At 54.7% G+C, this 12,149-nt stretch carries 10 protein-coding genes; all 10 read left to right on the top strand.

Features of this window, described 5'->3' with window-relative positions:
* Window positions 1–77: 77 nt before the first annotated feature.
* From whiA to R2I50_RS01945, 10 genes are read left to right on the top strand one after another with little or no spacing between them, the layout of a single operon-like run.
* Window positions 78–1,001 (top strand): DNA-binding protein WhiA, encoded by a 924-nt coding sequence (whiA, locus tag R2I50_RS01990; RefSeq protein WP_316607413.1) that lies wholly within the window; start codon window positions 78–80, stop codon window positions 999–1,001.
* Window positions 998–1,237 (top strand): exodeoxyribonuclease VII small subunit, encoded by a 240-nt coding sequence (gene xseB / locus R2I50_RS01985; protein ID WP_316607412.1) that lies wholly within the window; start codon window positions 998–1,000, stop codon window positions 1,235–1,237. The genes whiA and xseB overlap by 4 nt, the downstream gene beginning before the upstream one ends.
* A gap of 1 nt (window position 1,238) precedes the next feature.
* A complete protein-coding gene (locus R2I50_RS01980) occupies window positions 1,239–2,111 on the top strand; it encodes a farnesyl diphosphate synthase (RefSeq protein ID WP_316607411.1) in 873 nt (290 codons plus the stop codon).
* Window positions 2,112–2,159: 48 nt separating this feature from the next.
* Window positions 2,160–4,007 carry a 1-deoxy-D-xylulose-5-phosphate synthase gene (dxs, locus tag R2I50_RS01975; RefSeq protein ID WP_316607410.1) on the top strand — a complete coding sequence of 616 codons (1,848 nt, stop codon included), beginning with the start codon at window positions 2,160–2,162 and terminating at the stop codon, window positions 4,005–4,007.
* Between the two features lie 7 nt (window positions 4,008–4,014).
* Window positions 4,015–4,815, top strand: a complete 801-nt coding sequence (locus R2I50_RS01970) for a TlyA family RNA methyltransferase (RefSeq protein ID WP_316607409.1) — start codon at window positions 4,015–4,017, stop codon at window positions 4,813–4,815.
* Window positions 4,816–4,820: 5 nt separating this feature from the next.
* Window positions 4,821–5,660, top strand: a complete 840-nt coding sequence (locus R2I50_RS01965; protein WP_316607408.1) for an NAD(+)/NADH kinase — start codon at window positions 4,821–4,823, stop codon at window positions 5,658–5,660.
* Window positions 5,661–5,664: 4 nt separating this feature from the next.
* Window positions 5,665–6,114: an arginine repressor gene (gene argR / locus R2I50_RS01960; protein WP_316607407.1), complete on the top strand. Its 450-nt coding sequence runs from the start codon at window positions 5,665–5,667 to the stop codon at window positions 6,112–6,114.
* Between the two features lie 53 nt (window positions 6,115–6,167).
* Complete coding sequence (recN, locus tag R2I50_RS01955; RefSeq protein WP_316607406.1) at window positions 6,168–7,838, top strand: DNA repair protein RecN; 1,671 nt, start codon at window positions 6,168–6,170, stop codon at window positions 7,836–7,838.
* A gap of 51 nt (window positions 7,839–7,889) precedes the next feature.
* On the top strand, window positions 7,890–9,938 hold the full coding sequence (gene recJ / locus R2I50_RS01950; RefSeq protein ID WP_316607405.1) for a single-stranded-DNA-specific exonuclease RecJ: 2,049 nt from the start codon (window positions 7,890–7,892) through the stop codon (window positions 9,936–9,938).
* Window positions 9,931–12,120, top strand: a complete 2,190-nt coding sequence (locus R2I50_RS01945) for a bifunctional (p)ppGpp synthetase/guanosine-3',5'-bis(diphosphate) 3'-pyrophosphohydrolase (RefSeq protein WP_316607404.1) — start codon at window positions 9,931–9,933, stop codon at window positions 12,118–12,120. Before recJ ends, R2I50_RS01945 begins: the two co-directional genes overlap by 8 nt.
* Window positions 12,121–12,149 lie beyond the last annotated feature (29 nt).

Genomic DNA, 12,149 nt, shown 5'->3' with positions numbered 1-12,149 from the left:
AAATGAGATTGACAACGGGATCTTAGCATGATCTCTTGTAATTCCTCATTCCTCATTCCTGATTCCTCATTGAATAAATGTCATTTTCAACCGATACAAAACGCGAAATTTGTCAGAAGCTCTCGACCCGCGTATCGCTCCAATACAGCGAGCTGTATGCGATGCTGCTGCTCTCGCGGGAGTTCAGCCCGAAGAGCATCGTTTTCAAGACCGAGAACGAACACACCTTTTCGCATTTCATCTTTTTACTGAATAAGCTGTTTAAGGCGAAGTGTGAGGTTACCGCTCCGATGCGCGGCGAATCCGGGAAAAATCGAAACTATACCGCCGTCGTGACTTCTCCCGACAAATGCCGCAAGATCTATGAACGCTACGGTCATGATGAGCACGAGGTCAATCTGCGAGTGAACCGCGCTAACATCGACGATGAGGATGAGCAGCGCGCCTTTATCCGCGGCGCGTTTCTCGCCGGAGGCTCCGTGACCGACCCTGAAAAGGGCTATCACCTTGAGATCGCCGTCAGCCATCGCAACTTATGCATGGATATCTGCCGTATCATCAGCGAGATCCCCGACTGTGATATCCGGGCAAAGTTTCTCTCCCGCGGCGGCACTTACATCGCCTATATCAAGGACAGCGAGCAGATCACCGATCTATTGACCTATATGGGTGCGGTGGTGGCGTCGATGAACATCATGGGCACCAAAGCGCTCAAGCAGGTGCGTAACACCGCGAACCGCCGCGCTAATTCCGAGATCGCGAATCTGCAGAAGACGGCTTCCGCGTCGGCGCGGCAGATCAAGGCGATCAAAAAGCTCAGGAAGAACGGCAGGATCAATCTCTTGACCGACGAGCTCAAGGCGGTAGCAGAGCTGCGCTACGAGTACCCCGAGCTGACCCTGCGCGAGCTGGGCGCGATGCTCGACCCGCCGATCTCACGCAGCGGCGTGAACCATCGGCTCGAGAAGATTATCCGCATGGCGGAGGAAGAGGATTCATGATGAAGGATTATAACGAGATGAACTTTGAACAGGCTTACGAAGCCTTGAACGAGCTTGTCACAAAGCTGGAGGACCCCGCCACCAAGCTTGACGAGAGTATCGAGCTTTACGAGCAGGCGTGTAAGCTTGTGGTACTCTGTCGACGCAAGCTCAATGACAGCAAAGTCAAGATCACCGATATAAATGAGCGGATCGCCGAGCTTGAGAAGAACGGCGAGTCGCTAACCGAGGAATAAGATGAAGAATTATGTCGCGGCGATCGAAGCCGCTCTTGAAGGATATATTCCCACAGGGAATTATAAAGAACAAAAACTGTTGGACGCGGTTCGCTACTCTCTGCTCCTGCCCGGTAAGCGTGTGCGTCCTTCGCTGACGCTCTCTTTCGCTGAGCTGTGCGGCGGCACCGTTGAAGAAGCGATGCCCTTTGCCTGTGCGGTGGAGATGGTTCATGCCTACTCCCTGATCCACGACGATATGCCGTGTATGGATGATGACGATTACCGCCGTGGTAAGCCCGCGAATCATAAGGTCTACGGCGAGGATATCGCGCTTCTGGCGGGTGACGCCCTGCAGAGTATGGCGTATATGACGATGCTCGGTAATCTGTCCGTTGCCGCCGTCGGCGGCGACAGAGCCGCCCGCGCGGCGCGAGTACTGTCCGAAAAATCCGGTGTACTCGGTATGGTGGGCGGTCAGACGATCGATCTGAGTATCGAGCATCGGCACGTTGATATCGAGACCGTTCAGCTGATGGAGGAGAAGAAGACCGCCAACCTGATCGAAGCCGCCTGCATGATGGGGTGTATCGTTGCGGGTGCATCCGAGCAGCAGATCGGCGCCGCCGAGCGCTATGCGCACGCGATCGGACTTGCCTTCCAGATCGTTGACGATATTCTCGACGTTACGTCGACCGCCGAGGAGCTGGGGAAGCCCATCGGCTCCGACGCGGATAACGAGAAGAACACCTTCATGTCCCTCTTGGGGATCGATCGCTGCCGCGAGCTCGTCGGCGAGCTGACCGAAGAAGCGATCAAAGCGCTCGACGCATTTGACGGCGATACATCCGATCTGGCGGATTTTGCCGTCCGTCTGGCAAACAGAAAAAAATAACGCGGCAGAACCTCAGGCAAACCTGTCGCATAAACTTATTATTTGATTATGTCATATGAGATTTTAGAAACAATTGAATCTCCCGCTGACGTTAAGGCGCTTAAAGAGGATCAGCTCGATCAGCTCTGTTCCGAGATCAGAGAGAAGCTCATCGATATCGTATCGGTCAACGGCGGTCATCTGTCGTCGAACCTCGGTGTGGTTGAACTGACCGTGGCGCTGCATCGTGTTTTTGACTGCCCTTCGGACAGCATCGTCTTTGACGTCGGACACCAGAGCTATACCCATAAGATGCTCACCGGCCGCTACAGTGAGATCGACACGATCCGCCGTGAGGGCGGGCTGTCGGGCTTTCCGAAGCGGAACGAAAGCCCCTGCGACGCTTTCAACGCCGGTCACGCATCCACTTCTATTTCAGCGGCGCTGGGTATCGCGAAGGCAAAACAGCTTTTGGGAGATCCTTCCTATACGATCGCTGTTATCGGCGACGGATCCCTGACCGGAGGCATGGCTTATGAAGGTCTGAACAACGCCGGTCAGCACAATAAGAATTTTATCATCATCCTGAACGATAATCGCATGTCGATCAGCAAGAACGTCGGCGCGATGGCGCGCTACCTCGGCTCGATCCGCATGCAGCCGTGGTACCTGCGATTAAAGAGCGGTACCGAAAAGGTACTTTCCCGTGTTCCGCTGCTCGGCAGACCGATCAGCTCTGTACTCAAGCGCTCTAAAGCTAAGGTGAAGCATGTGCTCTACCGCCACACGATCTTCGATAAGCTCGGATTATCCTATTACGGACCGGTCGACGGTCACAACATGCAGGAACTCGTCATGGCGCTCAACGCCGTAAAACGGAGCAAAGATCCCGCTCTGCTGCACATTGTCACCAAGAAGGGCAAGGGCTACAAATTCGCGGAGGACGATTCCGCCTCCTACCACGGTGTAGGAGCTTTTGATATCGACACCGGCGAGCCGGTCAGCGCGAAAGAGAGCTTTTCCGCTGTCTTCGGTCACAAGCTCTGTGAGCTTGCGGCGAACGATGAGCGCGTCTGTGCCGTTACTGCCGCCATGCGTACCGGAACCGGGCTGATGGATTTCTCCAAGCTGTATAAGGATCGCTTTTTCGACGTCGGCATCGCCGAAGAACATGCGGTGACCTTTGCGTCCGGTCTGGCGCTGAGCGGGCTTTTGCCCGTGTTCGCGGTTTATTCTACCTTTTTGCAGCGCGGCTATGATCAGATGATCCATGACGCGTCTATGCAGGGAGCGCATTTGGTGCTCGCGATCGATCGTGCCGGCGTTGTCGGCGAGGACGGCGAGACCCATCAGGGGCTTTTTGATGTTTCGATGCTTAACAGCATCCCCGACGTCACCGTTTACTCTCCCTGTTATTTCGACGGCGTTGAGAATGCTTTGACCGCCGCGCTTTATGATACCGAGGGTCTGGCTGCTGTACGATATCCGCGCGGGGGAGAGGGAGAGAAGCCCGACGGCTATTCCCTTGAAAATATCAACTACGAGTTTTTCGGCGGTCACGGCGGCGATACCTTGATCGTGACTTACGGAAGACTGTTCAGCGAGGCGCTGAAGGCGCAGCGCATGCTCAAGGAACGGGGCAGGGACGTTTGCATCCTCAAGCTCTGCCGCATCAAGCCGATCGATCATCAGGCGGTTGAAGAGGCAAAGGCTTTTCGGAATATCTTCTTCTTTGAAGAAGGGATACGCAGCGGCTCTGTTGCCGATATACTGCGCGATCAGCTTGAAGAAATCGGCTATGACGGTCATTATCACGTCAGGGCTGTCGACAATATTTATGTACAGCACGCCGCAGTGCAAAGCTCGCTGAAAGCCCTCGGGTTGGACGCAGAGAGCATGGCGGCGGCGATCGGGTGAGGCGCTTATGAAGAAACGACTGGATGTATTATTGGTAGAGAAAGGTTTCTTTGAGAGCCGTGAGAAGGCGAAGGCGGTCATCATGTCCGGCTGCGTCTACGTCAATAACCAAAAGGCGGATAAAGCCGGTACCAATTATGATGAGAACGCCGCTGTCGAGGTGCGTGACAATCACCTGCGCTACGTTTCGCGCGGCGGCTACAAGCTCGAGAAGGCGATGCAGGTATTCCCGATCACGCTTGACGGGAAGGTCACGATGGATATCGGCGCGTCGACCGGCGGCTTCACCGATTGCATGCTGCAAAACGGCGCGAGCAAGGTCTATGCCGTCGACGTCGGCTACGGTCAGCTCGCGTGGAAGCTTCGCAACGATGAGCGCGTCGTTAATTTAGAACGCACCAATATGCGCTATGTGACCCATGAGCAGGTTCCCGAGGAGATCGGCTTTTTCTCCGTAGATGTTGCGTTTATTTCCTTGAAGCTGATCCTCCCCGCGGCGCGGGGCATTTGTGCCGCTGACGCCGAGGGCGTATGCTTGATCAAGCCGCAGTTTGAAGCGGGACGCGAGCACGTCGGAAAGAACGGCGTTGTCCGTGACAAGAAGGTGCATGCGTCTGTCGTCGATGAGATCATCGGATTCTGCATTGATAACGGTTTCTCCGTTCTGGGACTCGATTACTCGCCGATCAAAGGGCCGCAGGGCAACATCGAATACCTCTTACACATCAAAAAAAGCGACGAACCCGAGAATCTTCTTACGGTAACTGCCGCAGAGGTTGTCGAGGCGTCACATAACGAACTGGACTGAATCATATGAAAGCGTCATTGATCGTCAATAAAAGTAAAAAGCATGCGCTCGAGACGGCACAGCGCGTCGTATCCGTTCTGACAGAAGCGGGCGCCGAGGTATTGACCTGCGCCGACTGTCCGGTTGTTGGAACGACGGTAGCTGACACCGCCGATGAGATCATCCGTGACTGTGATATCACCGTTACGGTCGGCGGCGACGGCACGATCATCCACCACGCGAAGCTTGCCGCGCTCTACGGCAAGCCGCTGTTGGGTATCAACCTCGGGCGGATCGGCTTCGTCGCCAATATCGAGCCCGACGAGCTCGACGAGCTCGGTAAGCTGATCACCGGCGAATACCGCATCCAAAGCCGCATGCTGCTGGATATCACTGTTACGAAGAACGGCGGGGAACAGCGTTATACAGCTGTCAACGAAGCTGTCCTCCACCGCGATACGCTGGCGAACATGGTCGACTATACGGTCGAGGCTGACGGTGAGCGCATTATCTCTTATCGCGCGGACGGCATGCTGTTCGCAACCCCCACGGGCTCTACGGCATACTCCTTCTCGGCGGGCGGCCCTGTGATCGAGCCCGATATGAGCTGTATTCTGCTGAATCCCATCTGTCCTCACGCACTCTCCACCCGCCCCGTCGTATTCGGCGGCAATACAGTGCTGTACGCGCGGTCTTATCCGTCGGCTGAGTTCAACTGTTATCTCACGGTTGACGGTCAAAACCATATCCCCTTATCCTCCGACGATATAATTACGGTGAGAAAATCACCGATGAAATTATCGTTAATAATTCTAAAAGAGAAAAATTTTTACACCCTTCTCAGCGAAAAACTAAAGGAGATCTAAGCACATGAAAACGACAAGACACAATAAGATTCTGGAACTGATCAACAAGTACCCGATCACCACGCAGGAGGAACTGATCGATTATCTGCGCGCAGACGGTTATGACGTCACCCAGTCTACAGTTTCGCGCGATATAAAGCAGCTCCGCCTGACCAAAACCCTGCTGGCTGACGGCAAGTATCGCTACCAGGCGTCACCCAGCGCTGAGAAGGGAGCAAAAAACAACTTCCATACCATTTTCTCGTCATCGGTTATCTCGGTTGAGACAGCGATGAATATCGTTGTCGTCAAGACCTTCAGCGGCATGGCGCAGGCTGCCTGCGCGGCGCTGGATATGATGTCCTTCGATGTGATCGTCGGCACTCTCGCGGGTGATGATACCATCATGGTCGTCTGTAAGGATATCGAGGCGGCTCAGAAGTGTACCGAGGACTTCAACCGTTATCTTGCATAAGTGAGATCCGCTTTTGAAGCGACTATATACATCAAACACAAAGGAAGTCTTTTATGCTGACTAACCTTTACATCGAGAACATCGCAGTCATCGAAAAATCGAATATCGACTTTACCGAGGGGCTCAACGTCCTTACCGGCGAGACCGGTGCGGGTAAGAGTATCGTGATCGACGCGATCAACGCCGTGCTCGGCAAGCGCTCCTCCCGCGGGATGATCCGCTCGGGAGCGGACGCAGCCTTTGTCAGCGCGACCTTTGAGGAGCTTTCCGAGCTTGCTTTGAAAAAGCTCGGCATGATGGGCTACGAAGCGGAGGACGGAACGCTGATCCTCTCGCGTTCGCTCAGCGCCTCGGGTAAAAACACCTGCCGCATCAACTCCCGCCCCGCCACCGTCTCAGCGCTCGCAGAGATCGGCGAGTACCTTATCAATATCCACGGCCAGAACGATAACCTCGAACTGATGAATCCCACCCTGCACATCGTCTATATCGACGCATTGGCGGATATCGCCGAGCGGCTTTCCGCCTATCGGAAGCTCTACCGTGAGTTAAGATCGGTGGAGGAGGAGCTTTCCTCCGCTGATACCGATGAGTCGGAGCGCCTCAGGCGGATCGACCTGCTGACCTTTCAGATCACCGAGCTCGAGGACGCGGATATCACCATCGGCGAGTACGACAGCCTTACCGAGGAGCGCAACGCCCTGCAAAATCGCGAGAAGATCGCGAAGGAGCTGATGCGCGCGCGTATCGCGCTGGACGGTGACGACGAGGTCGACGGCGCTCTGCGCATGCTTGACGACGCATCGACGTCGGTGATGAACGCTTCGCGTTATCTTTCCTCGCTCGAGGGTGCTTCCGATCGCCTGTCCTCCGCTTTATATGAGCTGCAGGATATCTCCCGCGAGCTGGAGAGCGCGATGGATGACATCGACGCCGACCCCGGAAGGCTCGAGGAGATCGAGGAGCGTCTCGACCTGCTCTACCGTCTGCGTCACAAGTACGGCGACACCGAGGAAGAGATGCTCGCTTATCTGGATAATGCTCAAAAAGAATTAAAATCTCTGACGGATTACGCTTACAACCGCGAACAGCTGGAGCGCCGCAGGGATGATTTGTATCATAGCGCTTATAATTCCGCAAAAGAAATATCTGAGATTCGTAAAAAGGTTTGCGAGGACTTTCGCGGCAGTGTGGAACGCGAAATGGCGTTTCTGCAAATGCCGAATGTCCGACTGGCGATTCAACACGACGAGGTCGAGCTGAACTCACGCGGAATCGACAAGCTTGAGTTTTTGATTTCCACTAATCCCGGCGAAGAGCCTAAGCCTGTCAGCAAGATCGCCTCCGGCGGCGAGTTGTCGCGTATGATGCTCGCGATCAAGACTGTGCTGTCCCGCGCGGACTTTGTCCAGACGCTGATTTTTGACGAGATCGACACCGGTATCTCCGGATCAGCCGCCGACAGGGTCGGAAAAAAGCTCAGTCAGCTTTCCCGCGACCGTCAGGTGCTTTGCGTGACCCACCAGGCGCAGATCGCCGCCTTTGCCGATAACCACCTTTATATCAGCAAGGAGGTACACGACGACCGCACCTTCACCCATGTTTCTCCGCTTGATGACGACGGCAGGGTAGAGGAGCTTGCGCGGATCGTGGGCGGCGAGCAGATCACCGACAGCGCCCGCAACCACGCGAGGGAACTGCTGCAGGCAGCAAGGAATGTATAAACCCATAATATAACGTAAAAAACTACTTTTAATATAAAGAAAGGAGCCGTCATGAAGAAATGGATTACCAGAAAACTGAATAAGAATAACGCGGTAGCCATTTCTCAGCGCTATGATCTGCCGATGCTGATCGCCATGCTGCTGGATATCCGAGGGATCAGTGATGAGGCTTCGATCATCGACTACCTGTCGAACGAAACGCTCACCGCCTCGCCCTTCGAGATCAAGGATATGGATAACGCGGTCGAAAGGATACAGTCAGCGATCGAGGACGGTGAGCGCATCTGTGTTTACGGCGATTTTGACGCCGACGGCGTAACGGCTACGGCTCTCTTGTACTCCTATCTCTCCGACATCGGCGCTAACGCAATGTATTATATCCCTTCCCGTGAAAAGGAGGGCTACGGACTGAATAAAGGTGCCGTCGGGCGCCTGTATGAGCAGGGCGTCAGCCTGATCGTTACCGTCGATAACGGCGTTGCGGCGGTAGACGAGGTGGATTACGCGAACAGCCTCGGTATCGATACCGTAATCACCGATCACCATGCCGTACCGGATGTACTGCCTGACGCGGTCGCCGTGATCGACCTGCACCGCCCCGATTGCAATAGTTCTTTTAAAGAATTATCCGGTGTCGGCGTCGCTTTTAAGCTGGTACAGGCAATCGAGGGCGAGTATGCCGATGTGGAGGGACTGCTGGAGAATTACTCCGACCTTGCCGCGATCGGTACCGTCGGCGATATCGTTTCTCTGCGAGGTGAGAATCGCGTGCTGGTCAAGAACGGTCTGCGCCATATCAATAACGGCGACCGGCTGGGCATCGCCGCCCTTATAGAGGACGCGGGACTCAGCGGAAAGCAGCTATCAGCCGGTAACCTCAGCTTTACCCTTGTACCGCGTATCAACGCGGGCGGCAGACTGGGCCTTTCGAAGAAATCTGTTACCATGCTCCTGACTGATGACGAGGAATATGCCGCCGATATCGCCGCGGAGCTCAGCAAAGACAACACCGAACGCCAGCGTATCGAGCGTGAGATCCTCTCCGATATTGACGATATGATCCGTGAGGAACCGTCCATCGTGAATAACCGAATCATCGTCGTCTACGGCGACGGCTGGCACAAGGGTGTGATCGGCATCGTCGCTTCACGCATCAAGGAGGTCTACGCCAAGCCGGCTATCGTTATCTCGCTCGACGGCGATATCTGCCGCGCCTCGGGACGCTCCGTTTCCGGATTCTCATTGATCGACGCGGTGTTCTCGTGCGAGGATCTGCTCGACCAGTGCGGCGGTCATCCGATGGCGGTTGGGTTCGGTATTCGTAGAGAGAACATCGAGCTTTTTATCGAGCGTATCAACGCCTATGCCGAACAGCATCCGATCCCCGTGCCGACTTTGCAGCTGGACTGCAAGCTCAATCCCGCTCAGCTGAACGTTGACCTTGCCCGCGGGCTGAGTCTGATGGAGCCTTACGGCGCCGATAATCCGACTCCGCTGTTCGGACTGTTCAACATGACCCTCAAGGATATTCGAGAGATGGGCGGCGGCAAGCACCTCAGACTGACGCTTTCCAGGGGCAACAGCACTGTTTATGCCCTTCGTTTTTCTACGACGCTTGCGGAGTTTCCTTATCAGCCGGGAGACATTGTCGATCTGGCTGTCACGCTGGATATCAATCATTATAATAATTCCGAGAGCCTGTCCGTTGTCGTCCGCGACATGCGTTTTTCGGGATTGGATGAAGATAAGATTATTTCTTCAAAAGAATTATTTGAACGGTTTTGCCGCGGCGATCTGATCTCACCCGCCGAGGCGCGGTCGTTGATCCCCGACCGTCAGGAGTTCGCTGTTGCTTACCGTTTTCTGCGGTCGAATAAAGGCTTTCGCTATTCCTTCGACGCGCTGATGTATCGCCTTGATTCGAATATCGGATACGGTAAGCTGAGAGTTATCCTCGAGTGTATGAACGAGCTCGGCTTGATTCAAATCTTCGAGGGAATGTATGATTTTGAAATCAAGATGTGTGAGGTCGGCGGTAAGGTCGATCTGAACACATCCGTTATCATAAAGAAGCTAAGGGAGGTGAGCGCGGATGAATGACGTCGTTCATTATCAAGACTTTGACGAGTTGATGTATTTGATCGATAAGAGCAGCGTCAAGTACAACAAGCGTAAGATCAAAAAAGCATATGAGTTCGCCAACCTCGCTCACGGCGACCAGCGGCGCGTTTCCGGCGTACCGTATATTCTGCATCCTACGTCCGTCGCGTGTATCGTCGCCGAGATGGGCATGGATACCGATTCCGTCGTCGCGGCTCTCCTTCACGACACCGTCGAGGATACCGCCGTTACGCTTGATGAGGTGAAGGCCGGCTTTGGCGAGGACGTTATGAATCTCGTCGACGGACTGACCAAGATCAGCAAGATCGTCTATACCGACCGGGAGGAGCGGCAGGCGGAGAACGTCCGTAAAATGCTGATCGCGATGAGCAACGATATCCGCGTGATCATCGTCAAGCTCGCCGACCGCGTCCATAATATGCGCACCATCGAGTGCGTCAAGGAGCAGAAGCGCCGCGACAAAGCGCTCGAGTGCATGGAGGTCTATGCGCCGATCGCGCACCGCCTCGGCATGAAGGCGATCAAGGATGAGCTGGAGGATCTCTCCATGCGTTACCTTGATCCTATCGGATATGCCGAGATCGAGCGCCAGCTGCAGCTCACCGAAAATGAGCGCAACGCCTTTATCGAGCAGATCAAACGAAAGATCCTCGAAAAGATCGGCTTCTCCATCCCGCATGTCACGATCTCGGGCAGGGTGAAGTCGGTGGTGTCTATCTACCGTAAGACCATTATGCAGGGGCGTGAGATCGATCAGATCTTCGACGTCTTCGCCGTGCGCGTGATCGTCAATACCATCGCCGACTGCTATAACGTGCTGGGTATTGTCCATGATATCTTCACCCCGGTGCAAAACCGCTTCAAGGATTATATCGCATCGCCGAAATCGAATATGTATCAGAGCCTGCATACCACCGTTTTCGACAAGAACGGCATCCCTTTCGAGGTTCAGATCCGCACCTACGAGATGCACCATACCGCCGAATACGGTATCGCGGCTCACTGGAAATACAAGCTCAAGCTGCGCGGAAAACAGGACAGCTTTGACGAGAATTTGAACTGGATCCGTCAGGTCCTGGAGGAGCAGAACGCCTCCGACGACAAGACCGAGATCGTCAAAACCATCAAGTACGACCTCTCTCAAAACGAGGTCTATGTCTTTACGCCTAAGGGCGATATCATCAATCTGCCCGCCGGCTCTACCGTGATCGATATGGCTTACGCCATTCATTCCGGCGTCGGCAACCGAATGGTCGGCGCAAAGGTCAACGGACGTATCGTACCGATCGACTACAAGGTCAAGAGCAGCGATATCGTTGAGATCCTGACCCAGAAGGAGGGTACCGGTCCCAAGCGTGACTGGCTCAAGATCGTCAAGACCAACTCCGCCCGATCCAAGATCCGTCAGTGGTTCAAGAAGGAACGCCGTGAAGAGAATATCGCCGAAGGCAAGTCGATGTTTGAGCACGAGCTTAAGAAAGCGGGTATGCAGTTCGCCGATGAGGATCTCGAGGAGTGCCTGCAGCCGATCATCCAGCGCCACTACTGCAATTCTCTCGACGACTTTTACGCATCCATCGGCTACGGCGGCATCCAGCTCTGGAAGATCATGCCCCGCGTCAAGGAGATCTATACCAAGAAGTATAAGAAGTCCGAGGAAGCGCCGCAGCCCATCAACGAGGAACGCACTTCCAAGCGCAAGAAGCATGTCGGCTCAGGCGTGACCGTCGAGGGACTCGACGACTGCCTGATCAAGTTCTCCCGCTGCTGTAATCCGCTGCCGGGGGATGAGATCATCGGCTATATCACACGCGGCTTCGGCGTGTCCATCCACAAGCGCACCTGCACCAACGTTCCCGCCGATCTATCCGCCTGTGAGGAGCCCGAGCGCTGGGTCAACGCTCACTGGGACGAGGAGATCAACGAGTCCTTCCAGAGCACCTTGGAGATCGTCTGTAACGACCGTACCGGCTTCCTTGCAGACGTGACTCGTGAACTCTCCAACATGCGTATCTTCATCCACATGCTCAACTCCCGCGAGCTCAAGGATAATCAGGCGATGGTCACCGTGACGATCGAGATCAACAACATGGATCACCTGCGTTCCGTGATGGCGCACCTCGCTCAGATCAACGGCATCGTTTCCATCACCAGAATTTGACGGGGCTTCCTTTTATTATGTTTTTCCGA

This window comes from uncultured Ruminococcus sp., from assembly GCA_902785355.1.
In the GTDB taxonomy this organism is placed as follows: Bacteria; Bacillota; Clostridia; order Oscillospirales; family Acutalibacteraceae; genus Ruminococcoides.
Note: the sequence above shows the minus strand (reverse complement) of the source record. Positions and strands in the feature narration are given on the sequence as shown.

What these genes read in the sequence shown, in the direction of transcription:
- whiA (WP_316607413.1), top strand. Translation starts at nt 78, where the DNA reads ATGTCATTTTCAACCGATACAAAACGCGAAATTTGTCAGAAGCTCTCG.
- xseB (WP_316607412.1), top strand. Translation starts at nt 998, where the DNA reads ATGATGAAGGATTATAACGAGATGAACTTTGAACAGGCTTACGAAGCC.
- R2I50_RS01980 (WP_316607411.1), top strand. Translation starts at nt 1,239, where the DNA reads ATGAAGAATTATGTCGCGGCGATCGAAGCCGCTCTTGAAGGATATATT.
- dxs (WP_316607410.1), top strand. Translation starts at nt 2,160, where the DNA reads ATGTCATATGAGATTTTAGAAACAATTGAATCTCCCGCTGACGTTAAG.
- R2I50_RS01970 (WP_316607409.1), top strand. Translation starts at nt 4,015, where the DNA reads ATGAAGAAACGACTGGATGTATTATTGGTAGAGAAAGGTTTCTTTGAG.
- R2I50_RS01965 (WP_316607408.1), top strand. Translation starts at nt 4,821, where the DNA reads ATGAAAGCGTCATTGATCGTCAATAAAAGTAAAAAGCATGCGCTCGAG.
- argR (WP_316607407.1), top strand. Translation starts at nt 5,665, where the DNA reads ATGAAAACGACAAGACACAATAAGATTCTGGAACTGATCAACAAGTAC.
- recN (WP_316607406.1), top strand. Translation starts at nt 6,168, where the DNA reads ATGCTGACTAACCTTTACATCGAGAACATCGCAGTCATCGAAAAATCG.
- recJ (WP_316607405.1), top strand. Translation starts at nt 7,890, where the DNA reads ATGAAGAAATGGATTACCAGAAAACTGAATAAGAATAACGCGGTAGCC.
- R2I50_RS01945 (WP_316607404.1), top strand. Translation starts at nt 9,931, where the DNA reads ATGAATGACGTCGTTCATTATCAAGACTTTGACGAGTTGATGTATTTG.